Source organism: Actinosynnema sp. CA-299493 (genome assembly GCF_050946825.1).
Lineage (GTDB): Bacteria > Actinomycetota > Actinomycetes > Mycobacteriales > Pseudonocardiaceae > Actinosynnema.
Genome location: NZ_CP191993.1, coordinates 6,122,668 through 6,145,440, shown reverse-complemented (window position 1 = coordinate 6,145,440; position 22,773 = coordinate 6,122,668). Strand labels below are relative to the sequence as shown.

Annotated in this window: 21 protein-coding genes; 10 read left to right on the top strand and 11 right to left on the bottom strand. The window is 74.6% G+C overall.

Annotated elements, in window-relative coordinates; genetic code table 11:
• Window positions 1-44: 44 nt before the first annotated feature.
• The 8 genes from ACQPYE_RS25665 to ACQPYE_RS25630 all read right to left on the bottom strand — a co-directional run bounded on the left by ACQPYE_RS25665 (window position 45) and on the right by ACQPYE_RS25630 (window position 8,147).
• On the bottom strand, window positions 45-695 hold the full coding sequence (locus ACQPYE_RS25665) for a winged helix-turn-helix transcriptional regulator (RefSeq protein ID WP_498714945.1): 651 nt from the start codon (window positions 693-695) through the stop codon (window positions 45-47).
• A gap of 108 nt (window positions 696-803) precedes the next feature.
• Entirely contained in the window at window positions 804-1,340 is a 537-nt protein-coding gene (locus ACQPYE_RS25660; protein WP_498714944.1) for a hypothetical protein, read from the bottom strand.
• 105 nt (window positions 1,341-1,445) lie between these two features.
• Window positions 1,446-3,146 carry a condensation domain-containing protein gene (locus ACQPYE_RS25655; protein WP_498714943.1) on the bottom strand — a complete coding sequence of 567 codons (1,701 nt, stop codon included), beginning with the start codon at window positions 3,144-3,146 and terminating at the stop codon, window positions 1,446-1,448.
• 29 nt (window positions 3,147-3,175) lie between these two features.
• Window positions 3,176-4,081 (bottom strand): thioesterase domain-containing protein, encoded by a 906-nt coding sequence (locus ACQPYE_RS25650; protein ID WP_498714942.1) that lies wholly within the window; start codon window positions 4,079-4,081, stop codon window positions 3,176-3,178.
• The gene (locus ACQPYE_RS25645) at window positions 4,078-5,463 is read right to left on the bottom strand and encodes an AMP-binding protein (protein ID WP_498714941.1); all 1,386 of its coding nucleotides are present in this window, start codon (window positions 5,461-5,463) and stop codon (window positions 4,078-4,080) included. The genes ACQPYE_RS25650 and ACQPYE_RS25645 overlap by 4 nt, the downstream gene beginning before the upstream one ends.
• The gene (locus tag ACQPYE_RS25640) at window positions 5,460-5,942 is read right to left on the bottom strand and encodes a phosphopantetheine-binding protein (RefSeq protein WP_498714940.1); all 483 of its coding nucleotides are present in this window, start codon (window positions 5,940-5,942) and stop codon (window positions 5,460-5,462) included. Before ACQPYE_RS25640 ends, ACQPYE_RS25645 begins: the two co-directional genes overlap by 4 nt.
• Window positions 5,939-6,715, bottom strand: a complete 777-nt coding sequence (locus ACQPYE_RS25635; protein WP_498714939.1) for a hypothetical protein — start codon at window positions 6,713-6,715, stop codon at window positions 5,939-5,941. The genes ACQPYE_RS25640 and ACQPYE_RS25635 overlap by 4 nt, the downstream gene beginning before the upstream one ends.
• Window positions 6,672-8,147: an AMP-binding protein gene (locus ACQPYE_RS25630; protein WP_498714938.1), complete on the bottom strand. Its 1,476-nt coding sequence runs from the start codon at window positions 8,145-8,147 to the stop codon at window positions 6,672-6,674. Before ACQPYE_RS25630 ends, ACQPYE_RS25635 begins: the two co-directional genes overlap by 44 nt.
• Before the next feature lie 126 nt (window positions 8,148-8,273).
• On the opposite strand from ACQPYE_RS25630, the gene ACQPYE_RS25625 reads away from it, so the two are divergent.
• The 3 genes from ACQPYE_RS25625 to ACQPYE_RS25615 are packed head-to-tail and all read left to right on the top strand — an operon-like array spanning window position 8,274 to window position 11,165.
• Window positions 8,274-8,534, top strand: a complete 261-nt coding sequence (locus tag ACQPYE_RS25625; protein WP_498714937.1) for a phosphopantetheine-binding protein — start codon at window positions 8,274-8,276, stop codon at window positions 8,532-8,534.
• On the top strand, window positions 8,531-9,766 hold the full coding sequence (locus tag ACQPYE_RS25620) for a beta-ketoacyl-[acyl-carrier-protein] synthase family protein (protein WP_498714936.1): 1,236 nt from the start codon (window positions 8,531-8,533) through the stop codon (window positions 9,764-9,766). The genes ACQPYE_RS25625 and ACQPYE_RS25620 overlap by 4 nt, the downstream gene beginning before the upstream one ends.
• Entirely contained in the window at window positions 9,759-11,165 is a 1,407-nt protein-coding gene (locus tag ACQPYE_RS25615; protein WP_498714935.1) for a condensation domain-containing protein, read from the top strand. Before ACQPYE_RS25620 ends, ACQPYE_RS25615 begins: the two co-directional genes overlap by 8 nt.
• On the opposite strand, the gene ACQPYE_RS25610 is transcribed toward ACQPYE_RS25615, so the two are convergent.
• Both ACQPYE_RS25610 and ACQPYE_RS25605 read right to left on the bottom strand, forming a co-directional pair.
• Entirely contained in the window at window positions 11,125-12,309 is a 1,185-nt protein-coding gene (locus tag ACQPYE_RS25610) for a cytochrome P450 (protein WP_498714934.1), read from the bottom strand. The two genes, ACQPYE_RS25615 and ACQPYE_RS25610, sit on opposite strands and share 41 nt — an antisense overlap.
• Window positions 12,306-13,472: a nucleotide disphospho-sugar-binding domain-containing protein gene (locus tag ACQPYE_RS25605; protein ID WP_498714933.1), complete on the bottom strand. Its 1,167-nt coding sequence runs from the start codon at window positions 13,470-13,472 to the stop codon at window positions 12,306-12,308. Before ACQPYE_RS25605 ends, ACQPYE_RS25610 begins: the two co-directional genes overlap by 4 nt.
• A gap of 75 nt (window positions 13,473-13,547) precedes the next feature.
• On the opposite strand from ACQPYE_RS25605, the gene ACQPYE_RS25600 reads away from it, so the two are divergent.
• Window positions 13,548-14,717, top strand: a complete 1,170-nt coding sequence (locus tag ACQPYE_RS25600; protein ID WP_498714932.1) for a cytochrome P450 — start codon at window positions 13,548-13,550, stop codon at window positions 14,715-14,717.
• Here the strand turns inward: ACQPYE_RS25600 and ACQPYE_RS25595 are convergent.
• On the bottom strand, window positions 14,711-15,574 hold the full coding sequence (locus ACQPYE_RS25595) for a TauD/TfdA dioxygenase family protein (RefSeq protein ID WP_498714931.1): 864 nt from the start codon (window positions 15,572-15,574) through the stop codon (window positions 14,711-14,713). The genes ACQPYE_RS25600 and ACQPYE_RS25595 overlap by 7 nt on opposite strands.
• Window positions 15,575-15,648: 74 nt before the next feature.
• Here ACQPYE_RS25595 and ACQPYE_RS25590 point away from each other — a divergent pair, with 74 nt between their 5' ends.
• The 6 genes from ACQPYE_RS25590 to ACQPYE_RS25565 all read left to right on the top strand — a co-directional run bounded on the left by ACQPYE_RS25590 (window position 15,649) and on the right by ACQPYE_RS25565 (window position 22,764).
• Window positions 15,649-16,662, top strand: coding sequence for a methyltransferase (locus ACQPYE_RS25590; RefSeq protein ID WP_498714930.1), 1,014 nt, complete (start codon window positions 15,649-15,651; stop codon window positions 16,660-16,662).
• Window positions 16,663-16,750: 88 nt separating this feature from the next.
• Window positions 16,751-17,770, top strand: a complete 1,020-nt coding sequence (locus tag ACQPYE_RS25585) for a polyprenyl synthetase family protein (protein WP_498714929.1) — start codon at window positions 16,751-16,753, stop codon at window positions 17,768-17,770.
• Window positions 17,767-18,819: a UbiA family prenyltransferase gene (locus ACQPYE_RS25580; protein WP_498714928.1), complete on the top strand. Its 1,053-nt coding sequence runs from the start codon at window positions 17,767-17,769 to the stop codon at window positions 18,817-18,819. Before ACQPYE_RS25585 ends, ACQPYE_RS25580 begins: the two co-directional genes overlap by 4 nt.
• A complete protein-coding gene (locus ACQPYE_RS25575) occupies window positions 18,816-20,474 on the top strand; it encodes a prenyltransferase/squalene oxidase repeat-containing protein (RefSeq protein ID WP_498714927.1) in 1,659 nt (552 codons plus the stop codon). The genes ACQPYE_RS25580 and ACQPYE_RS25575 overlap by 4 nt, the downstream gene beginning before the upstream one ends.
• On the top strand, window positions 20,471-21,763 hold the full coding sequence (locus ACQPYE_RS25570; protein ID WP_498714926.1) for an FAD-dependent oxidoreductase: 1,293 nt from the start codon (window positions 20,471-20,473) through the stop codon (window positions 21,761-21,763). Before ACQPYE_RS25575 ends, ACQPYE_RS25570 begins: the two co-directional genes overlap by 4 nt.
• The gene (locus tag ACQPYE_RS25565; RefSeq protein WP_498714925.1) at window positions 21,760-22,764 is read left to right on the top strand and encodes an aminotransferase class I/II-fold pyridoxal phosphate-dependent enzyme; all 1,005 of its coding nucleotides are present in this window, start codon (window positions 21,760-21,762) and stop codon (window positions 22,762-22,764) included. The genes ACQPYE_RS25570 and ACQPYE_RS25565 overlap by 4 nt, the downstream gene beginning before the upstream one ends.
• The last annotated feature ends 9 nt before the right edge of the window (window positions 22,765-22,773 follow it).

The window sequence follows — 22,773 nt, the reverse complement described above, 5'->3', positions numbered from 1 at the left end:
AGGTCCGCCACTGCGCCGTCGCGAACGGCGGGGTGGACGTGGGGTCAGGCGAGTCCGAGCATCCGCGTGCACCGTTCGACCACTTCGACGTCACCGTCCACCTTGACCTCGCCCGTCGCGATCGCGTCGAGCGGGGTCAGCAGTCGTGCGCCGATCCGGACGAAGGTGTCCGCGGCGCACGTGAGGGTCAGGTCCGGTTCGGTCGCGGGGCCCGGGACGAAGGCGATGTCCCCGCCCCGCACCTCGATGGTGAAGTTGCGGTCGTCCACCCGGAACTCGTAGGTCTCGTCCACGTCGGGGATGCGGTCCCGTTCGACCATGGACTGGAGCGCGAGGAAACCCCACTCGGCGCGGACGGTTTCTTCCGCGTCGCTCTCGCGCAGGAAACCCATTCCCCACTTGGCGATCGTCAGCACGACGGGCCGCAGCCCTTCGCCGACCTCGGTGAGCCGGTACGACCTGCCCCGCTTGTCCTCGGCTACCGGCCGCTGCTCGATCACGCCTGCTTCGCCCAGCGCCCTGAGCCGTTCGATGAGCAGGTTGGGCCCGATGCCCGGCAGGTTGTCCGACAGGCTGCCGAACCGCTGGGGTGAGATCAGCAACTCGCGCACGATGAGCAGCGTCCACCGCTCGCCGATGACGCCGACCCCGGCGGCCAGGCCGCAGAACTGGCCGTAGTTCCGTCGGGACTTCATCGCGTCGCGCCTTCCGCTCAGATCGTCGGCTTGAATTCAATCACGGAGCAACCCCGCCTCAGGTCGGTTGCGTCGAACGGCCGGGGTGCCGGCCGAACGGGCCGTCGTTCACCGCGTCCCAGTCCGTGCCGGGCCCTGTCGAGGGCTGTGATCGCCTTGGTCCACCGAGTGGTCGACCTTGATCGCCTTGTACAGGCGCGGATCGGTCGCGTCGCCGTCTCGCCAGAAGGAGAGGCTCACCTCGCCGCCGGCAGTGCGGATCGATCGAGATCCGTCGTCCGAGGAGGATCCCTCGAACTCCTCGTCCCGCCACGAGCAACCAGCGGTGGCCAATGCTTCCAGGACATCGTCGTACGACATCACCGCGGGGTGCGGGGCACGCCAACCCGACACGGCGTGCGGGAGGCGGAGCGTGTCCCTCCACGCCGGCACGAGGATGGTCACGACCATCCCGTGGCAGATCACCACCTCCAGGTCGTCCCAGAAGTGCAGCCGCGGACGCCACCGGCGCGGCTTGCGGTCGTCCATGCGTCCGTGGAACGGCCCCAGCAGGTCCTGGACCTCGTCCAGCGTCATGCCGCAGCGCAGCGGCCCGAGCCGTCCGGTCCGGGCGAAGCCGACCACGAGATCCGAAAGTCCGGTCACGGTCGACAGGACACCACCTCGCCGAACCGGGGGTGCACCCAGCCCCGTGGACCGGAGCTCCCCGGTGACCCGAGGTCACCTTTCGCTCGACGGCGGGAGGTGGTGTCAGCGGCCGGTGCCGGAGGTCAGTGGGGGGTCGGTGAGGGTGGGACCGTGGAGCACGTAGTGGCGTGGGGTCAGGGCTGCGGGGTGGTGGGGGAGTGCGGCCAGGCAGCGGGCGTGGGCGTCTTGCGGTGTGCGGATCTCGGGGGTGGTGGTCAGGTGGGCCACCAGGGGTGTGCCGTTCTCGGCGGGCAGGATTCGGCTCGTGGACGGCGCCAGGGCGTCGTCCACCAGGGACTGCACCTCGATCAGGTCCACCCAGCAGTTGTCCACGAAGTGCCAGTTGTCGGGACGGGTGATGGGCGGCAGGGCTATCGCTTCCCGCTGTCGTGCAGGGGTCAGGTCCGCGTGGGCCGCGGCGAGGAGCAGGCGCTCCACCGCCGAGAGCAGGGACTCGACCTCCTCCCTCGGGACGAGGCCGGTGTCGGCGGTCCAGACGTCCAGGACCAGGTGGGGGTCGACGTCGGTCAGGCCGAAGCGCAGCGGGGTGCCGTTGCGGGGGGTCGGGCGCCAGCGGATCGTCGTCTCGCCGGGGGTGGGCGTGGGCGGCGCGGGGGCTTGGCGGGTGAAGGGGGTGTTGGGGCCGAACCACGACTCCGGCACCGTGCTGTTGAACAGCGGGTCGTAGTCGAACGACAGGCCGCGGTCGTGCTCGATCCGCTCGTCCGACGCCGCCCGGGCCGCGGCGTCGTACCGGCCGTGCCTGCTGGCCTCCAGGACGGCGGTCCAGGTGTGCTTGACCAGGGCGTCGAAGTCGCGGTCCGCCACGTTCACGGCGGCCAGGCAGCCCTGCGCCAGGGTCCCCACGTATCCGGTCAGCGCGCGGTCGAAGCGGTTGCCCGACAGCAGGGGCAGGATCAGTTCCCGGTAGCCGGTGCGGTGGGACAGGATGGCGCTGACCGCCGCCAGGACGATGCTGGAGCGGCTCGCCCTGGTCCGGGCGGCGATCCGGCGCAGCGCCCGCCCCGCCGCCGGGGACGACATCTCCACCGCCAACGACTCGCCGGTGGCGCGGGCGCCGGGCAGCAGGTAGAGCGAGCGGGGGGTGCGGCGGGACAGCGAGTCCAGGTGGGCGAGCGCCGCCCGTGCCCGGCGTTGTTCCAGCGGGGTGGCCTCGATCTCCGCCTGGTCCAGTGGTTGGCGGCGCGGTGGGCCGACCTCGCGGAGGGACGGGGTCGCGGTCAGCTCCCGGAACTCGTGCTTGAGCACCTCGATCGCCGCCCGGTCCACGGCCAGGTGGGAGAACTCGGCGGCGCAGGCCACCACCAGGTCGTCGTGGTCGGGGGCCACCGCCACCACCAGGCGCACGGCGGGCCGCGTGCCGTCCGGGGTGTCCTGGAGCCAACGCAGGAGCGCCGACGCCGCCGCGGGCTGGTCGGACTCGCCCCACGCGCCTTCGCCCAGGGAGCAGACGGTCATCGGGACCACACCGGACGCCGCCACGGTCTGGCGGGGGTCCTCGCGGCCCGAGTAGGAGGTGCGCAGGCCCTCGTGGCGGGCCACCAGGACGGCCACGGCCGCGGTCACGTCCGGCACGTGGACGCCAGGGGGCACCGGGATGTCCACGGCCAGGGTGGCGTGGAAGTGGTCCGGGGTCCGCATCAGCCAGCGCACGATGTTGAGCTGGCCGAGGGCCAGCGGTCCTTCGCGGTGGCTCAGGCCGGTGAACTCGACCGCCTCCGAGCGCACGGTGGTCAGGCGCACCCGTCGTTTCCGAGGCCGGGTGGGGGCGTTCACCGCAGCGCCGCGCGCAGTGCGGTCGTCAGCTCGCCCGCCTGGTGCCGGCGGACGGTGACGTCGTCGGGCCAGGTGTTCGCCGTCTCGCCGAACACGTCGACCGGAGCCGTCGCCGGCGACGGCCGCCAAGCGGCCAGGGCCTCGGCCAACGCCTCACGCACTCGCGTCACCCGTCGCACGAACGCCGCTGTCGTGTCGGACGGGACCAGGTCGCGGGCCTTCCAGTCCGCGAGCGCCCGCTCCGGGTCCGCGACGTCGGAGGTCCCCGCCTCGACCAGGTCGGGGTCGAGGTCGGCGACCAGGCGCACGTCCGGGAGCAGCGCGGCGACCTCGTAGGCGATCACCGCGCCCACGCCCGCGCCGCCCAGGACGTAGGGGCCGGACGGGTGGGCGGCCCGGATCTCGTCGGCGTAGGCACGGGCCAGGGCGGGCACCGAACCGACCGGCCCGGGATCGGCCGGCGCCGAACCGACCGGCGCCGCGTCGCCGTACAGGCCGGGGGCCTGGAGGCCGTGCACCGGGTAGTCCTCGCCGATGTCCTGCGCGAGTCGGGCGTAGCGGGCCACCTGGCCGTCGTCGGGGTGGATCAGGAACAACGGCGTGCCGTCGCCGTCCTGGACGGGCACCAGAGGGCCCGCCAGGCGGCCGTCGTGCTCGCGCAGGATCGCGGCGAGCGACTCGACCGTGGGGTGTTCCGCCATGACGTTCAGGGGCAGTCGGACGTCCAGCTCGGTGAGCACCGCGTTGATCACGCGGGCCGCGTCCAGGGAGTTGCCGCCGATGCCGAAGAAGTTCTCCCTGATGCCCACGCCGAAGCCGAGGACGTCGTGCCAGACGCGGGACAGCCAGAGCTCGACCGGGTCGCGGGGGCGGTGGTAGTCGGTGTCGACGGGTGTGGTCATCGGGGTGGTGCACCGCCCTCGGAATCGGGAGACAGGCGCCAGCGCTGGATCTTTCCGGCGGCCGTGCGCGGGAGTTGGTCCACGAAGGTGAAGTGCTTGGGGATCTTGTAGCCCGCCAGCAGGCGTCCGCAGTGCGCGGCCAGCTCGGCTCGGCGGGCCGTCCGGTCCGGGCGCAGGACCACGTGCACGCCCACCACCGATCCGAGGGTCTCGTGGGGCACGGCCAGCGCCACCGCGTCGAGCACCGCGTGGTGGTGGCGCAGCGCCGACTCCACCTCGTCGGGGTCCACCTTCTCACCGCCCACGTTGATCGTGTCGTGCGCGCGCGGTTCCAGGTAGAGGTAGCCGTCGGCGTCGAGCCTGCCGCGGTCGCCCACGGTGGCGAAGCCGTCCGGGGTGGTGCGGACGGTCCTGCGGTCCAGGTAGTCGGCGCGGGTGATCGCGTCCGGGGTGCGCAGGTAGACGGTGCCGGGGGTGCCCGGCGGGGTCGGGCGTCCGGCGTCGTCCTGGATGCGGATCCGGGTGAGCACCCCGCGGCCCACCGTGCCGGGGTGCGACAGCCACTCGTCGCCGCGGGCCAGGGTCACGCCGATGCCCTCGGTCGCGCCGTACAGCTCGAAGACCCGCTCGGGGCCCAGCAGGTCGAGCCAGCCGCGCTTGGTGTCGTCGTCGCACTTGGCGGCGGTGTGCAGGACGGCGCGCAGGCTGTCGAAGTGGGCCGGGTCCGGGGTGGTCGTCAGGATCTCGCGCATGTGCGTGGGGGTCAGCTGCGCCCATTCGACGCGGTGTTCGCGGATCAGGTCGACGGTCCACCGGGGCGCGAAGAACCGTTGCAGCACAACGGTGTTGGCGTCGAGGATCGCGTCCACGAACGACGTGAACGGCGCGGCGTGGTAGAGGGGGCCGACGACCAGGTGCCGTTGGCCGGTGCGCCACCCCGTCTGCCGGATGACCAACGACGGTGTCCTGCGCGGGTCGTAGCGCAGCGGGCCCGGACGGGCGGCGATCTTGGGGATGCCCGCGCTCGCGCCGGTCGCCAGGAGGTAGGCGACCCCGTGGTCCTCCCGGTCGAAGCGGGACGCCAGCTGGGCCAGCAGGACGTCCCGTTCGGCGGGTGGCGTCGCCGGGTTGAGCGGGAACACCGGCACCTCGGCCGCCAGTGCCGCGGCGATGGCGACGGCCGCGTCCACGGTGTTGGCGGCCTCCACGACGGCGTACGGGCCGGTCGTCCGGCTCGCCGACTCCGCGACGCGGTCGGCGAGCTCCCGCCACGACAGCGCCACCTCCGCCAGGTCGGCGTCGAAGCCGATCAGGGCGGGTCGGTCGGGCGCGTCGCGGGCGATGTCGGCGATCCGCTGCCGCACGGGGAGGCTCGTCGTCATCGGAGGACTTCCGCCAGCCGGCGCACGCTGGACGCGGTCATGAACTCGTAGACGTCGACGGGGCGGTCGAACTCCGCCTCGATCGCGGAGATGATGCCGAGGGCGGAGAGCGAGTCGCCGCCCAGCTCCAGGAAGTCGTCGGTGACGCCCACGGCGCGCACGTCCAGCTGCTCCGCCCAGATGGCGGCGACGCGGCGTTCGACGTCGTCCCGCGGGTCCTCGAACAGGGTGCAGCGGCCGTCCGCCAGGGCGGCGGCGAGGTCGTCGGAGGTCACCGGCAGGGAGTCCACGACCAGCACGCCGACCGGGCCGCCCACCTGCTGCCGGACGTGCTCGCGCAGCACCGTGCCGCTCAGGTACTCGGTGGGCTCCACGGCGGCCACGACGACGTCGCGCCCGTCGTGGGGCACGACCGCCACCTCCACCCGGCCGACGCCGGGGTGCGACCGCAGCAGCTCGGCCACCCGGGACGGGTTCATGCCGGCACTCCTCTCAGGTGGGTGGCGACGTGGGCGCGGACCCGGTCGTCGCGCAGCAGTTCCTCGTGCTCCACGTCGAACACGGTCAGGTGGACGTCGCCGTCCACCGGCAGCGGGTAGTCCCGGGAGTGCACGAACAGGGGCTCACCCGCCGCCAGTCCGAAGCGGCCCGCGGAGGCCAGGAGCAGGTAGTCCAGGTAGGTGCGGAAACCCTTGACCAGTTCGCCGCGGAAGTAGTCGTCGAGCGACAGCCGGGTGGCGACCGACCGCATCAGCTCGTCGTAGCGCGCGGCCAGGGCGTCGGCCACGCGGGGCAGGTCGTCGGGGTGCTCCTCGACCAGGGTGTCGGCGAGGGCCTGGGCGTCCTCCCGCTCCTGCTCGGTCAGGTGCTCGGCGGAGGACTGGAGGATGCCGCCGAACTCGCCCGCCAGGGAGCCCGCGCCGGTCCGCGCGGCGTCGAACAGCAGGACCCGCGGTGCGGCTTGCCGTTCGGCCACCGCGTCGGCCACGCAGGTGGCCAGCGACGCGCCGGCGCAGTAGCCCAGGACGGCGCGGACGGCGCCGCCACCTGCCAGGGCCTCGTCCGTCCAGCGGGCGACCGCCTCGTCCAGCGGGCCCGCGCCGATCCGTCCCACGTGGAGGAAGGAGACGTCCGCGGTGGACGAGGCCGCCAGGTCGGGGAAGCCCGCCGACGCCCTCCCGCCGGGGAAGTCGAGGCACAGCACCAGGTCAGGTCCCCGGTCGGACAGTCGACGCCAACTGCTCAGCTCCACCGCCGGACCTCCCGATGACTTCGGCCAATGCCCGGTAGTCGACCTTCCCGCCGGGGGTGCGCGGTAGTCGGTCGACCTGCCGGAGGACAACGTGCCGGCTCGGCACGCCGAGCGAATCGGCCAAGTGCCGTCGCTGCTGCTCGTGAACGGCGGCATCGCCCGCGCCGACGAGGTAGACCACGTCGTCGTCGCCGGCGAGCACCGCGGTGGGGTGCCCCGGTCGTTCCACCGCGCGCTCCAGGTCGTCCAGGCTCGTGCGGACGCCGAGCACCTTGGCGATGCGCTTGGTGCGGCCGGTCAGGTACAGGTAGCCGTCGCTCAGGTAGCCCAGGTCGCCGGTGTCCAGCTGGTCCACCTCGGCGCCCCGGGCCAGGTCCTCCCGGCGGGACGCGTAGCCCAGCATGACGCCGGGCCCCCGGTAGCGCACCGCGCCCTCGCCGGGGACGGCCCGGGCGTGCGGCGCGCCGGGTGCGATGGTGAAGACGCCGCCCGGCACGGCCCGGCCGACCGAACCGAGGCGCTCGGGCAGGTCCGCCGGGTCGAGCACGGCCATCCGGGACGTCGCCTCGGTCTGCCCGTACATCGTGAAGAACCGGCCGCCGCGCCGCTGCATCATCCGGGCCAGCCGGGTGGTCAGTTCGTCGGCCAGCCGTGCGCCCGCCTGGGTCATCGTGCGGATCGCCGTGCGCCCCAGGAGGCTCACGTGCGACGGCCCGAACGCCGCGTAGGTGGTCGGCACGGCCGCCAGCGACGTCACGCCCGTGCGGGCCAGCCGGTCCCACGTCGCGAGCGCCAGCGGCGGGCTGTCGGAGAGCACGACGCTCGCCCCGGCGATCAGGTGGCTGTTGAGCACGGAGAGCCCGTAGGCGTGGGTGATCGGCAACGTGGTGGCGGCGCGCTCGGCCGCGGTGATGCCCAGGACGTCCACGATGGCCCGCGAGTTGTCGGCGATCGCCGAGTAGGACAGCCGGACCGCCTTCGGGGTGCCCGTAGTCCCCGAAGTCGTGAGCAGCAGCGCCGTCTCGTCGGAGATCGGGGCGTGCGGGCCGGCGGAGGCGCGGCGGAAGGTGGTCGTGCCGACCGGGGACCCGTCGGTCGGCCGGTAACCGGCAGCGGTCAGGTCGTCGTGCGCGCCGGGCGCCGGGACGACGAAATCGGGCCGGTAGGCGGACAGCACCTCGGCGGTAGCGGGAAGGAATGCGACCGTGTGGCCCAACCGCAGTGCGGCGAGATAGGCCAGCACCGTGGGCAGGTCGCGGTCGCCCGCGCACAGCACGAGGGCTTTGTCATTGTGCCGCAACGCCGTTCCGGCCTGTCCCACCAGGTCGGCCAGCTCGCCGTAGCTCAGCGCGCCACCGCCGGGCGGCACGACGGCGGCCGAGACCGGCGGTGCGCCGAAGCCGGCCACCAGGTCCAGCGCCGTCGTCGTCATGCCGCACATTCTGCGGTCCCGAAGCGAGCGCGGTCCATAGCGCCGGTTCGGCGCACGGGTTGCTTGACGGCCGGCACCCGATGGCGTGAAATCTCCCTTCACCGGCCGGGAAAGGGCGCGTGGACCATGACCGCTGAGATCCGCGACTTCCTGCTGGAGTCGCTCACCGAGATGAAGTACAGCACCGACGAGATCGGGGAGGACACCGTGCTCGGCCCGGCGGGCGCCGACCTGGAGTCGCTGGCCCTGGCCGAACTCGCCCTGCGGGTGGAGGACCGGTACGGGGTGCGCTTCGAGGCCGAGGAGGCCGAGGCCTTCGCCAACCTGACCGTCGGCGAGTTCTGCGCCGTTGTCGCCCAGCGGATCAGCGCCTCGGCCGCGACGTGACCACGCGGGCCGCCGTCACCGGCATCGGGCTCGTCACGCCGGTCGGCACGACGGTGGACGAGGTGTTCGACGCCGTCTGCGCGGGCCGCTCCGGGCTGTCCGCGCCACCGGAGGACCACGTGCTGCACGGCGTCGTGGACGTCGCCGCGTTCGCGCCGCCGATCGCCGCGGACAGCGTGATCCCGGCCAAGGACGCCCGGTTCGTGGACCGGTCGATCGTGATGGCGCTGCGGGCTGCCGAAGACGCGATGGCCGACGCGGGCCTCGAAGTGGGCCGCGACGTGGACCCCTACCGGGTCGCCGTGGTGATGTCGGGCGTCGGCGGGCTGGACACGCTGGCCGACCAGGCGGTGCGGCGGTCGCGGCGGGGACGGCTGGGCGTCAGCCCGTTCCTGCTGCCCGGCGTGCTGCCGAACATGGCCGCCGCGCGCACCGCGATCAAGTTCGGCATCCGCGGCTACACCTCGTCGGTCGGCACGGCCTGCGCGGCCGGCGGCCAGTCCATCGGGGAGGCGCTGCGCATCCTGCGCGCCGGCGACGCGGACGTGGTGGTGTGCGGCTGCTCGGAGGCCCCGCTGTTCCCGACCTTCGCCGACGCCTTCGGCAACGCCCTGGCCCTGGCCAGGGGTTGGCCCGACCCGACGACCGCCAGCCGCCCGTTCGACCGCCGCCGCAACGGCCTGGTGCTCGGCGAGGCCGCGGGCGTGCTGGTGCTGGAACGGCCGGGGTTCGCGCGGGCGCGCGGCGCGTCCGTCCACGCCGACGTGCTGGGGTGGAGCGCGACGACCGACGCCTACCACCCCACCACGCCCCGCCCGGACGGCTCCAGCGCCGCGGCCAGCATGCTGATCGCGCTGCGCGACGCGGGACTGACCACCGCGGACGTCGACTACCTCAACGCACACGGCACCGCGACCAAAGCCGGCGACGCCGCGGAGGCCAAGGCCATCACGAGCGTGTTCGGCGCCGGGATGCCGCCGGTGAGCTCGACCAAGGGGGTCACCGGGCACATGCTCGGCGCGTCCGGCGTGGTGGAGGCGGCCATCGGCATCGCCGCGCTGCGGCACGGGCTGCTGCCCCCCACGCACAACCTGGACGACCCGGACCCGTCGATCGACCTGAACCACATCCGGGACAAGGCCCTCGCCGCGCCCGCGCGCACCGTCATGTCCAACTCGTTCGGCTTCGGCGGCCACAACGTCAGCGTGATCCTCGGGCACGCCGATGCGTGAGCGCCGCGTCACCGTCCCGTTCTCCGGACCCGGCGCGGGCTCCGCGCCCCTGACGTGGGGCCAGAAGGCGATCATGCGCGACATGCGCGCGACCGGCTGGCCGCACAACAACAGCGGCGCGCACCCGTTGCCCGAGGGCGTGACCGTCGACGGGCTGGCGGCCCGGCTGGGCGGGATGATGTGCCGCCACCCCGCGCTGCGGATGAGGCTCGGCGTCGGCGACGACGGCGAGCCGTGCCAGGTGGTGGTGGAGTCCGGCGAGATCGACGTCGAGGTGACCGTCTTCGACGACGACGTCGACCCGGCCGAGGTCCTGGGGCACAGCCACAAGATCTGGTTCGAGTGGATGATGACCCCGTTCGACGGCCACACCCCGTGGTTGGTCCGGCTGGCGGTGTTGGAGCACCGCGGCCGGGCGGCGCACCTGGTGTTCGCGGTCAACCACCTCGTCGCCGACGGCACGGGCACGCTGCTGCTGATGACCGGCCTGGGCGTCGGCGAGCTGGTCGACCGCCGGCTGGACCCCGACGCCGTCACCGCGCTGGACATCGCGCGCCGCGAGCAGACCCCCGAGGCGCGGCGCACCAGCGACGGCGCCATGCGCTACTGGGAGGAACGGCTCCGGGACCTGCCGCGCGCGACCTTCGGCGAGCCGAAGCACCCGGGGGGACGGCTCGGGCACCGCTACTGGCACGGCCGGTTCAGCTCCTCCGCCGCGCACCTGGCGGTGCTGGCCATCGCCCGCCGCACCCGCACCGACACCGCGCGGGTGCTGCTGGCCGTGCTGGCCATCGCTATCGGCCGCGCCACCGGCGTCGACCCGCTCACCACCAACGTCATCGTCAGCAACCGGTTCCGGCCCGGCTTCGCCGACGTGATCGGCACGCTGAGCCAGAACTCGGTGGTGACGCTGGACCTGGGCGGGACGGTGGACGAGGTGGTGGCGCGGACCCGGCACGCGGCGACGGCCGCCTGGATGCGCGCCTACTACGACCCCGACCAGCTCGACCGCCTGGTCGCCCGCCTCGACGCCGAACGCGGCCACCCGGCGGCGGTCACGTGCCGCATCAGCGACCTGAGGTTCAGCACCCGCCCGGACGCCGAGGCGCTGCTGGCCGACGGCGACCCGGTCACCGAGGAGCGGGTGCGGGCCGAGCTGCCCCGGACGTTCCTGTCCTGGGACGGCCACCTCGACGCGATGCCCGACCAGCTGTTCATCAGCGTCGAGGACCGCCCCGGCACGGTCCACCTCCAGATGGTGTTCGACATGGCCGTGCTCACCACCGACCAGGTGGAGACGATGCTCCACGCGGTCGAGGAGGTGGCGCTGGAAGCCGCGTTCGACCCGACGGCGCCCGCTATCGGTCCCACGTCACCGGCAGCTCCCGGAAGCTCCTGACCACCAGGCCCGGCTTGAGTCGCAGCTCCGACTCCGGCACGGCCAGGCGGAGGCCGGGCAACCGGCGCAGCAGGCCGCCCAGCGCCTCCTGGAGCTCCATGCGGGCCAGGGAGGCGCCGATGCAGTGGTGCGGGCCGGCGCCGTACCCGATGTGCGGGTTGGGCGAGCGGGTCAGGTCGAGCCGGTCGGCGTCCGGGAACACCGACTCGTCGCGGTTGGCCGACACCACGGCGGGCAGCACGACCGAGCCCGCGGGCACCGGGACGCCGCCCAGGTCGACGTCTTCGAGGGTGACCCGGGGCATCAGGATGCCGCTCTCGCCCAGCTGGATGTAGCGGGTCAGCTCCTCCACGGCCACCGCGACGGCGCGCGGGTCGTCGCCGCGCAGGGCGGCGAGCTGGTCGAGGTGGCTGGACAGGACGGCGACGAACAGGTTGATCTGGTTGGTGGTCGACTCGTGGCCGCCGGCGAGCAGCCCGGCGGTGACGGAGACGAGTTCCCGCTCGGACAGCGAGTCCTCCCGGTCCCACGCCGCGACCAGGGCGCTCATCAGGTCGTCGCCGGGGTTCGCGCGCCGCTTCCCGATCAGCTCGCCGAACGCGGCCAGCGCGGCGCGCGGCGGGTCCGGGTCGGCCCGCCAGTCGCCGACCAGCGCGTCCGACCACTCCTTGACCCGGTCCTGGTCCTCGTCGGCCACGCCGAACAGACCGCTGATCACGGCGATGGGCAGCGGCGCGGACACGTGCACGCTCAGGTCCGCGCCGGGACCGGCCTCTTCGAGGCGGTCGACCATGCCGGCCACGAGCCCGGCCACCATCGCGCGCATGTCCTCGACGCGGCGTGCGGTGAACGCGCTGCCGACCACGCGGCGGACCTCGGTGTGCCGGGGCGGGTCCATGCCCAGCAGCGAGTCGTCGGCCAGCGACCCCAGCTCCCACTCCGGACCCTTCGGCCCGGTGGCCGCGGCGCGGCTGAACCTGGGGTCGCTGAAGACCGTGCGGACGTCCGCGTGCCGGGTCGCGAGGTAGGCGATGGTGCCGTCGGGCAGTTCCACCCTCGGCACCGGGTCTTCGGCGCGCAGGCGCGCGTACTCCGGCGACGGGTGGTGCAGCGACGGCGCGGGCGGGAGCGGGAAGCGGATCACGGGCGGCCTCCTTCGGCGTAGGCGACGAGCTGGTCGACCACCTGGGCGGGGGTGGGCATGGCGTGGATGCGGTCGCGCAGCAGTTCGGCGGCCTCGCGCCACGGCCCCCCGTCCATCAGCGCGGCGACGCTGTCGCGCACCGACGCGACGTCGGGCTCCTCCAGCACCAGGCCCGCGCCAGACAGCAGCAGGCGTTCGGCGTTGAAGTGCTCGTCGCCGACCTGCGGCAGGACCAGCTGCGGCACGCCGTGGACGAGGGCGGTCATCATCGTGCCCGCGCCGCCGTGCTGGACGAACGCCGCGCTGCCGGGCAGCGCCAGGCGCAGCGCGAGGGGCGCGTCGGCGACCCGCACGGTGTCGGGCAGCGGTGGCAGCGCGTCACGGTGGGCCTTGGCCACGGCGACGACCACGTCCGCGCCCAGATCGGCCACGGCGCGGATGACGTCCGCGAGGTCGGCCCGCTCGGACAGCCCCGGCCCGGCGACCGTGCCGCCGGTGACGCACACGCGCGGACGGCTCGGCGGTTCGTGCAGCCACGGCGGGAGGACGTGGGTGCCGTTGTAGGGCAGGTAGCGCATCGGCAGGCTCGGCACGGGCAGCGGCACCTGGAGCGGCGCGGGCACCGGGTCGACCATCAGGCCGCCCGCCACGCGCACGTCCGACGACGTGATCCCGAAGCGCCGTGCCAGCGGACCGAAGACGCCGTCGTGGTCCCACGCCAGCGTGGAGCCGTGGTCGGGTCCCCACAGGACCTGCGCGCCGGGCACGTCCAGCACCGCCGCCGCCACGGCCGCCGCGAGGTTGAACGGCTCCCACAGGACCAGGTCCGGCCGGAAGGACCGTCCGAACGCGACCAGGTCGTCCACCCAGGCGTCGGCCATGTGGACCACTCCGCCGTCCGGGGTGATCGCCGGGCCGTCCGGGTCGGGCGGGCCGTCGCCGGTGCCGCCACCGACCCTGCCGATCCGGTCGGTGAACACGGCCTCGAAGTCCAGGTGGGGTCCCAGCGGCACGGCGACCAGCCCGGCGTCGTCCACGACCGGCGCGAGGCCGGGCTGGGTGGCCACCAGCACCTCGTGCCCGGCGGCCTGCAGCGCCCACGCCACCGGCACCAGGCAGTAGAAGTGCGAACGCCAGCCCCACGTCGAGATCAGAATGCGCACCCGGCATGCTAACCCGCGCGGAGGGCGTGCGGAATCCGTTGACGCAGAGGGGATTCGGGCGCAGTGTTGTCCGCCGTGGCCGTCGCACCCGAACCGCGCCAGTACCCCTTCGAGCCGTTCACCGGCGAGCTGTCGCCGGAACTGGTCGGCATGATCGAGACCGACCCGGTGAGCCGGGTGCTGCTGCCCGACGGGGAGCCCGCCTGGCTCGTGCTGGACTACGCCGGGTGCGTCAAGGTGCTGGCCGACCCCCGGTTCAGCCGGGTGCTGCGCCCGCCGTCGCCGGAGGACCCGCCGCTGCGCGACCTCAACCAGGACGGCGCGGCGCACGCGGCGGTGCGCCGGGTGGGCAGCCGCGCGTTCGGCGGTCGCCGTATGGCGCACTACCGGCCGCGCGTGCAGGCCCTGGTGGACGAGCTGGTGGACGCGATGATCGCCGGCCCGCGGCCCGCCGACCTGGTCAGCGGCCTCGTCGCGCCCCTGCCGCTGCTGGTGATCTGCGAGGTGATCGGTGTCCCGGCCACCGACCGCGAGCGGTTCCACGGCTGGCTCGCGGGGCTGAACTCGGTGGTGGACTACAACTCGGTGGAGGCCGCGAAGTCGCTGTGGGTCTACCTGGCGGGGCAGCTGGCCGCCAAGCGGGTCGAGCCCGGTGACGACCTGCTGTCGGTGTGGCTGGAGGGCGGTGACGACCACGGCCTGTCCGACGACGAGATCATCGTGCTGGCCATGGGGTTGCTGCGCGGCGGCCTGGAGGTCGGCTCGACGGCCGCGGGCGTCCGGGTGCTGTTCCAGCACCCGGACCAGCTCGCGGAGCTGGTCCGGTCACCGGGGAAGATCCCCGCCGCGGTGGAGGAGATCCTGCGGTACACCGCGGTCAGCAGCATGTTCCGCGTGCAGGTCGTCACCGAGGACGTGACCGTCGGTGACGTCGCGATGAGCGCCGGTGACCGCGTCATGGCCGTCCCGTGGGTGGCCAACCGCGATCCCCGGGTCTTCGACGACCCCAACGTGTTCGACGTCGACCGCGTGCCCCGGACGGCGCACCTGGCCTTCGGCTACGGGCCGCACTTCTGCCTGGGCACGGCGCTGGCCCGGATGGAGGTCGAGCTGTCCATCGCGACGCTGCTGCGCCGCCTGCCGGGGCTCGCGCCCGCGATCCCGGTCGAGGAGCTGCCGTGGCGCCACGACCGGATCAACGGGGGCATCGAGGAGTTCCCGGTGGTGTGGCGGGACGATCAGTAGCTCTCCACCGCGTTGACCCGGTCGGGCCAGTACCGCTCGCCCGGCGCGGGCTGGTAGTGCTCCCAGCGCGGCGGCTCGCCCGTCGGCACGTCGCCCAGCACCGTGATGCGCTGGCCCCGGCGGCGTTCGCGGTAGTCGTTGACGGCGTAGTGCTGCGTCACCCGGTTGTCCCACATGGCCACGTCGCCGGGCTGCCAGCGGAAGCGGCAGGTGAACTGCGGGCCTTCGGAGAACCGGAACAGGTACTCCAGCAGGGCGTCGCTCTCGTTGCGCGACAGCTGCGGGATGTGCGAGGTGAACAGGCGGTTGACGTAGAGCGAGCGACGGCCGGTCTCCGGGTGCACGCGCACCACCGGGTGCTCGGCGCGGCTGGAGAACTCGGCGCCCACGCGGATGGTGTGGATCGCGGTCAGGCCGTCCACCAGGTCGCGCAGCGGGGCCGACAGCGCCTCGTACACCAGGCACTGGTTGGTCCACATGGTGTCGCCGCCGTGGGGCGGCAGCTCGATCAGGTGCAGCACCGACGCGATCGGCGGGCTCTCGTGGAAGGTCATGTCCGTGTGCCACACGTCGACCTTCGCGCCGTCCTCCGAGTCGATGACGACGATCTCCGGGTTGCCCTCCAGCCGCGGCAGGTACGGGTGCAGCTCCACCTCGCCGAAGCGCCGCCCGAAGGCGATGTGCGCCTGCGGCGTCAGGTTCTCCTGACCGCGCAGGAACACCACCTGGTGACGCAGCAGCCGGTCACGGATCAGGTCGAACTGGTCGTCGGTCAACGTGTTCAGGTCGATGCCGCTGATCTCCGCGCCGAGGGCGCCGGACACCAACCGGATTTCCGGGGCGGTCACGCTCGTCATCGGGCCATTCTGTGCCACCGAGGGGCGTTGGTCCACGGGTTGACTGCGGTGGTGCGGTCCGGGACGCTGCGCCGATGGCGCCCGAGAACGCAGGGGAGCGCTTGGACGCGCTCACCGACCTGGTCACCCCGATGGCCGTGCGGACGGCGGTCACGCTCCGCGTGCCCGACCTGATCGCCGCCGGCACCACCGACCTGACCGAGCTGGCACGGCGCTGCGGCGCCGACCGCGAGGCGCTGGGCCGGTTGTTGCGCCACCTGGCCCACCGCGAGGTGTTCGCGGAGGTCTCACCGGACGTGTTCGCGTTGACCGGATTGGGGGAACTGCTCCGCGACCGGGGCGACACCGGTTACGGCACGCGGTTCGACCTGGACGCCTTCCCGGCGCGGATGGACCTGGCCGCGCTGGGCCTGCCGCACGCGGTGCGCACGGGCGAACCGGGCTACGCGTCGGTGCACGGCCGCGACTTCTGGTCCGACCTGGACGCGACCCCGGAGTACCGCGCGCACTTCGACCGGCTCATGGCCGGCCTCCAGGCGTCCACCGCGCCGCAGGTGGCCAAGCTCTACCCGTGGCCGGAGGTGGGGCTGGTGGCCGACGTCGGCGGCGGGTCGGGCGCGCTGCTGGCCGAGCTGCTGGCGGCGCACGGGCACCTGCGCGGGATGCTGGTGGACCGGGCCGAGCCGGTGGCCACGGCGGCGGCGCGGTTCGCCGATGACGGGCTGGGCGGGCGAATCGAGACGGTGGAGGGCGACTTCTTCCAGCCGCTGCCCGCGGGCGCGGACGTCTACGTCGTCTCGCGCGTGCTGACCGACTGGAACGACGCCTCCGCCGCGACGATCCTGCGCCGTTGCGCCGAAGCGGCCGGCCCGGACGGACGAGTGCTCGTGGTCGAGGTGCTGCCCACCGAGCCGCACGTGCCGCACCTGTCGCCGTTCGACCTCCGGATGCTGGTGGAGGTGGGCGGCCGGGAGCGCGACCGCGCGGCGCACGACGCGCTCGCCGCGTCGGTCGGGCTGGCGCCGGCGAGGACGTTCGCGGGCTCGGATGGCTTGGCGCTCATGGAGTTCCGGGCGGCGTTGCGCTGATCGCCCCCTTGCCGGGGGAATCTTCGCGCCTTACCGTCACGCTGAGCGTCAAACCTGTCGCCTGTCGCCTGTCGAAGGGCGGACGCGCATGACCGTTTCCGACTCACCGCAGTATCGGACTTTCCTCGACGGTCTGGCCCGCAGCGAGTCGGGACGGCTCCTCCAGGAGGAGTTGCACCGCCGTTGGCCGGAGACGACCGACGAACTGGCCTCCCTGGCGCGGTTCGCCCTGGTGCCGGCGGGGAAGCTGCTGCGCCCGCTGATGGCGCTGCACGCCGCGCAGGCCGTCGGCGGCGACCCGCTGCGCGTCACCTCGGCCGTGCTCGCGCTGGAGTACGTCCACACCGCGACCCTCGTGCACGACGACATCATCGACGGCGACGACCTGCGCCGCGGGCGGCCGTCGGTGCACGCCGCCTACGGGGTCCCGAACGCGATCGTCGCGGGCGACGGCCTGATCTTCAGCGCCTTCGAGTCCCTTGTGGACGAGCCGTGGCCTGCCTCGCCCGCGCGCGTGGTGGCGGCGGTCGGCGAGCTGGCCGAGGTCGGCCGCGACCTGTGCCGCGGCCAGGTGCTGGAGTCGCGCCTCGTCGGCGACCCCGACGAGGGCGCGCGCTGGTACGAGGAGATGGTGCGCCTCAAGACCGGCGCGCTGTTCCGGGCCGCCTGCTACATCGGGGCGACCCTGGGCGGCGCGGGCGCGGACACCGGCACGATGCTGGCCTCCTACGGCGAGAACGTCGGCATCGCCTTCCAGATCCGCGACGACCTGCTGGCGTTCGTCGCCACGGCCGAGCAGACCGGCAAGCCCGCCGACAGCGACCTGCTCAACGGACGGCCCACGCTGCCGGTGCTGCTGGCCTACGAAGCGGCCGACGAGGACGATCGGCGGGAGCTGCGCGACGTCCTGGGCCGCCGCGCCGCCCGGGAGGGCGACGTGCGGTGGGTCCGGGACCTGGTGACGGCCACCGGCGCGGTGCGGAGCGCGCACCAGCGGATGGCGTCCCACGTGGAGCTGGCGCTGGCCGGGCTGGCGGGGCTGGCGCCGTCGCCGCACGCCACCGCGCTGGCCGACATCGCGCGCTGGACCACGAGCGGGACGCGGTGAGCGCACCGCCGGACGGCCGCGGCGAGGACGTGGGCTTCGGCGCGGCCGTCCGGGCGCACGTGGAGACGTGGCGCCCTTACACCCTCTGGTACGTCGGGCTGGTCGGGCTCGGCGGCGCGGTCCTGGCCGGCGCGGCCGGGCACCCGTGGCGGCTGCTCGCGGCGTGGGCCGCGCCCACCGCGGGCTGGCTGGGCGGGCACTACCTGGGCGACTACTTCGACCGGCGCCTGGACGCCATCGGCAAACCGCACCGACCGATCCCGTCGGGACGGTTGAGCCCGCGCGTCGCCCGGGCCTGCGGTGTGCTGTGCATGGTGGTGGTGGCGGCGATCGCCGTGCTGGGCGGGTGGCCGACGCTGCTGGCCGCCGTGCTCGGCGTGTTCGGGATCATCGCCTACAGCCGGTGGGCCAAGGCGCGCGGCATCGTGGGCAACCTGGTGCGCGGCGCGCTCGGCGCGATAGCCCTGGTGTACGGGGTGTGCGTGGCCGGGACGTGGCCGTCGTCGGGGATCGCCGCGGTGGTGGTGCTGGCGGCGGTGTTCTGGCTGCACGACACGACGTCCAACCTGGTCGGCACGCTGCGCGACGTGGACGGCGACCGCGCGGGCGGCTACGGCACGCTGCCGGTGCGCCGCGGCACGCCCTTCGCGGTGTGGACGGTCCTCGCGCTGTACCTGGTGGTGATCGGCGCGGCGGTGGCGGGCGGGCTGCTGGCCGAGGTCGGCGACCGGACGGCGTACCTGGTGACGCTGGCCGTCGTGGCCGCGCTGGGCGTGCTCGCGCTGGCGCCCCTGGTCCGGCGCCGCGCGGACGTGCCGGTGGTCGTCGCGCTGCGGAGCCACGAAGTGCTGGTGGTCGAACGGCTCGTGCTCGCCTCGGCGATCGTCGGCCTCGGCCTGGGCGTCGGCTGGCAACTGGGGCTGGTCCTGCCGCTGGCCGCGCTGACATGGTGGACCCAGTCGGCGATGCGGAGCAGGCACGAGCTGGGCACGTCCCGGCCGGCCGAGGTCCGCGCGCGCCGCCTGATCCCGTTGGAGGACAAGACATGACAGCCGTGTCGCAGGTCGACGTCGCTAAGGCCGTGGAGCGCGGCGCGGAGGCGCTGCTGGCCCGGCAGCGCCCGGACGGGGCGTTCACCGACGACCCGCCCGCCTCCGTGCTGGGCACCGCGGGCACGATCACGGCGCTGCACGCCACCGACCCGGTCGCCCACGCCGACTTGGTCGCGGGCGGCGCGGCGTGGCTGCGCGACCGGCAGCGCGCCGACGGCGGCTGGGGCGGGGTGGACGGCGCGCCCAGCGAGGCCGTGCCCACCGCCATCGCCACCGCCGCCCTGCACGTCGTCTCCCCGGACCGCAGCGCGACGGCCGTGACCGCCGGACGTGCCGCGCTGGCCGCGCTGGGTGGCGTCGACGCGGTGACCGACCGCGCGGTGGCGCTGATGTGCCGCCAGTTCCTGACCCTGGCCGGGCTGACCGCCGAGGCGGGCGCGCTGCGGCGGCTGCCGCTGGAGATCGTGCTGGCCGACAAGGTGCGACGGCGGCTGATCTCGTTCCGCACCGCGCCGTTCGTCGGCCTCGCGCTCGCCCAGGAGGGCCTGCTGCCCACGGGGCCGCTGCGCCGGTTCACCCTGCGCCTGGCCCGTCCGGCGGCGCTGCGACTGGTCCGCGCGGTCTACGAGCACGAGGGCCGCACCGGGGCGCTCAGCGAGGACCCGTGGCCGGCGGCCCTGGTGCTGCTCGGCCTGGCCCGCTCCGGCGAGGCGCCCGACATCGCCGCCGCCATCGCGGGCTGGCTGCGCGCGGCGGTCCGGCCCGAGGGCGCGTGGGACGCGGTGGCCAACCTCGACCTGACCCGCACCGGCTACGCCACCACCGGCCTGGTCGCCGCCGGGTACGCCGCGGACCCCCGGCTGCGCGCGGCCCGCGACTTCCTGCACGCCGCCCGCACCACCGAGCCGTTCACCGTCCTGGACGTCCCGGCGGGGGGCTGGAGCTTCTCCACCCGGCGCGGCTGGCCGGTGGCGCTGGAGTCGGCCGAGATCCTCAGCGCGCTGGCCGGGCTGCCCGGCGCCGCCGAGGACGCCGAGCTGCGCGGCGGGCTGGCGTGGCTGACCGGCCGGCAGGACACGCGCGGCTCGTGGAGCCTGTGGGTGCGCGACACCAAGCTCGCCAACGACGGGCCGTGCCCGGCGATCACCAGCCAAGCCGTCCAGGCCCTGCTGGACGGGGGCCGCCCCGCCGCCGACCCGGCCGTGGTCTCCGCCGCCGCGTGGCTGCTCACCGCGCAGAACCCGGACGGCACGTTCGAGAACCTGTGGTACCGCGACCACACGTCCGGGACCGCCGTCGTGGTCGGCGCGCTGGCGCGGGCCGGGCACGGCGGGCACGAGGTCGTGCGCAAGGCGGTGGACTGGCTGCTGCGCACCCAGCTGCCCGACGGCTCCTGGGGTCCGGGCGACGGGACCGAGGGCTCGGTCGAGGAGACGTCCTGGGCGGTCCAGGCGCTGCTGGCGGCGGGAACCGGCGCGGACGCGGTGGACCGGGGCGCGGCCTGGCTGGTGGCCGCCGCCGGACCCGACGGCGGGTGGGAGCCCACGCGGGTGTGCAACTACATCCGCCACCACGTGCGCTACGCCAACGGCGTGATCACGCAGGCCGTGGCGCTCAAGGCGCTGGGCGAGTACCGGGCCGCCGTCCGATGACGCTCCCGGGGACCGTCGACGTCGTGGTGTCCGGCGCGGGCGCGGGCGGGTTGGCCGCCGCGCGGGCGCTGGGCGCGACCGGCCTGCGGGTGCTGGTGCTGGACCGCAGGCGCACCCCCGCGCCGACCGCCAAGGGCGAGATCCTCCAGCCCGGCGCGGTGCGCGTGCTGGCCGACTGGGGCGCGCTGGACGACCTGCGGGCCGCCGACGCGCGCCCGGTGGACCGGCTGGCCATCCGCGACGGCGACGGCGCCGCGCTGCTGGCCGTCGAGTACGGCGCCCTGCCCGGCCCGCACCGGCAGGCGCTCTGCGCGGCCTACGAGGACCTGTGCGCGGCGATCACCCGCTCGCTGCCCGACACCGTGGAGATCGTCCGCGGCGTGCGCGTGGACGGGGCGCTGCGCGAGGGCGGACGGGTCGCGGGCGTGACGACCGACGGCGGCGAGGTCCGCGCGCGGCTGGTCGTGGCGGCCGACGGCATGTCCTCGGCGCTGCGCAAGGACGCCGGGATCACCGTCGACCGGGACGAGTACCCGCACCGGCTGCTGGCCTTCGACGTGGCCGACGCGGACGTGCCCGGCGAGGTGACCGCCTACCGCACCGCGCGCGGCCTGCGCCTGGTCTACCCGCTGCCCGGCCGCCGCTGCCGGCTCTACGTCCAGGTCGCGCCCGACGAGTTCCGCTCCACCGGGTTGGCCGAGCTGGGCCGCTGGGTCGACGGCGTGCTCGGCGACGTGCCCGCGCTCGCGCCGCTGGCGCCCGCGCTGGCGGCGAGCCTGCACCGCCGGCAGCTGTTCGGCGTGTCCCGGCTGCGGGCGGGGCGGCTGGCCGTGCCCGGCCTGGCGCTGGTCGGCGAGGCCGCGCACGCCGTGCACCCGATGGCGGCGCAGGGCGTCAACAGCTCGCTGGCCGATGCCGAGGCGCTGGCGGAGGCGCTGGGAGAGGCGCTGGCCGCGCGGTCGGCACCGGACGGGGACCCGGCGGTGGACGAGGCGCTGGCGGCCTACGAGGCGGCCCGGCGACCGAGCCTGGACCACATCGCGAAGGTCAGCCACAACGCCGCCCGCATGATCACCGCGCTGTCCGGCGCGCCCCGGCTGCTGGGCGCGCGGATGATGCGCCGCACCGCGGCCAACCCCCGGCTGCTCAGGCGCACCGCGGGCAACATGTCCGGCACGGACGTCCGGCCGCTGACGTTCGTCGACCGGCTCTACCAGCTGGGCGTGCTCGCCGACCGGCGTGCCCACGACCCGCACGCGGCCGAACCGAGGGGAAGCGAGGTCCGATGACCGCCGTCGACGCCGACCGGCTGCACGACCTGTCGATGAACGAGACGCCCCACCCGCCGCTGCCCGCGCTGCGGCAGGTGGTCGCCGAGGGCGCGGCGCTGCTCAACCGCTACCCCGACCGGCTGGCCGGTGCGCTCACCGCCGGGCTGGCCCGGCACCTGGGCGTCGCACCGGAGACGGTGCTCGTCGGACCGGGCTCGGCGGGCTTGTTGCAGCACCTGGTGCGGTCGTTCGGGCCGAAACCGGAGGTCGTGCACGCGGCCCTGTCGTTCGAGGGCTACCCGCTGATCATCGCCAACGCGGGCGCCGAGGGCGTGCCCGTGCCGATGGACGGCTACCGGCACGACCTGCGCGCGATGGCCGACGCCGTCACCGGCGCCACCCGGTGCGTGCTCCTCTGCAACCCCAACAACCCCACCGGTTCCGCGCTGGGCCGCGCCGAGCTGGCGGAGTTCCTCGGCCGCGTGCCCGCCGACGTGCCGGTGGTGGTCGACGAGGCCTACCGGCACTTCGTCACCGACCCGGACTTCCCCGACGCGCTGGACCTGCGCCGCGACCACCCGAACGTGTGCGTGGTGCGCACCTTCTCCAAGGCCTACGGCCTGGCCGCGCTGCGCGTCGGCTACGCGGTGCTGCCCGCGGACCGGGTGCCGGCCGCGCGGATGACCGGCATGATGTTCTTCCCCAACTCCCTGGGCCAGGCCGCCGCGCTGCGCGCGCTCGACCCGGACGTCACCGAGGAGCTGGTGCGGCGGTGCGCCGACGTGGCCGCGCAGCGCGCCCGGCTGGTCGCCGGGCTGCGCGACGCCGGGTACACCGCGCCCGACAGCGAGGCCAACTTCGTGTGGCTGCCGCTGGGGGAGGACAGCGCCGCGTTCACCGCCGACGCCAAGGCCGCGGGCATCCTGGTGGCGTGCCTGGACGGGCGGGGCGTGCGGGTCACCGTCGGCACGGCCGAGGCCAACGACCGGTTCCTGGCCTTCGCGCGCTCCCGCAGGTGAGCGCCGCGC

What these genes read in the sequence shown, in the direction of transcription:
- ACQPYE_RS25665 (WP_498714945.1), bottom strand. Translation starts at nt 695, where the DNA reads ATGAAGTCCCGACGGAACTACGGCCAGTTCTGCGGCCTGGCCGCCGGG.
- ACQPYE_RS25650 (WP_498714942.1), bottom strand. Translation starts at nt 4,081, where the DNA reads ATGACCACACCCGTCGACACCGACTACCACCGCCCCCGCGACCCGGTC.
- ACQPYE_RS25645 (WP_498714941.1), bottom strand. Translation starts at nt 5,463, where the DNA reads ATGACGACGAGCCTCCCCGTGCGGCAGCGGATCGCCGACATCGCCCGC.
- ACQPYE_RS25640 (WP_498714940.1), bottom strand. Translation starts at nt 5,942, where the DNA reads ATGAACCCGTCCCGGGTGGCCGAGCTGCTGCGGTCGCACCCCGGCGTC.
- ACQPYE_RS25630 (WP_498714938.1), bottom strand. Translation starts at nt 8,147, where the DNA reads ATGACGACGACGGCGCTGGACCTGGTGGCCGGCTTCGGCGCACCGCCG.
- ACQPYE_RS25625 (WP_498714937.1), top strand. Translation starts at nt 8,274, where the DNA reads ATGACCGCTGAGATCCGCGACTTCCTGCTGGAGTCGCTCACCGAGATG.
- ACQPYE_RS25615 (WP_498714935.1), top strand. Translation starts at nt 9,759, where the DNA reads ATGCGTGAGCGCCGCGTCACCGTCCCGTTCTCCGGACCCGGCGCGGGC.
- ACQPYE_RS25595 (WP_498714931.1), bottom strand. Translation starts at nt 15,574, where the DNA reads ATGACGAGCGTGACCGCCCCGGAAATCCGGTTGGTGTCCGGCGCCCTC.
- ACQPYE_RS25590 (WP_498714930.1), top strand. Translation starts at nt 15,649, where the DNA reads ATGGCGCCCGAGAACGCAGGGGAGCGCTTGGACGCGCTCACCGACCTG.
- ACQPYE_RS25585 (WP_498714929.1), top strand. Translation starts at nt 16,751, where the DNA reads ATGACCGTTTCCGACTCACCGCAGTATCGGACTTTCCTCGACGGTCTG.
- ACQPYE_RS25575 (WP_498714927.1), top strand. Translation starts at nt 18,816, where the DNA reads ATGACAGCCGTGTCGCAGGTCGACGTCGCTAAGGCCGTGGAGCGCGGC.
- ACQPYE_RS25570 (WP_498714926.1), top strand. Translation starts at nt 20,471, where the DNA reads ATGACGCTCCCGGGGACCGTCGACGTCGTGGTGTCCGGCGCGGGCGCG.
- ACQPYE_RS25565 (WP_498714925.1), top strand. Translation starts at nt 21,760, where the DNA reads ATGACCGCCGTCGACGCCGACCGGCTGCACGACCTGTCGATGAACGAG.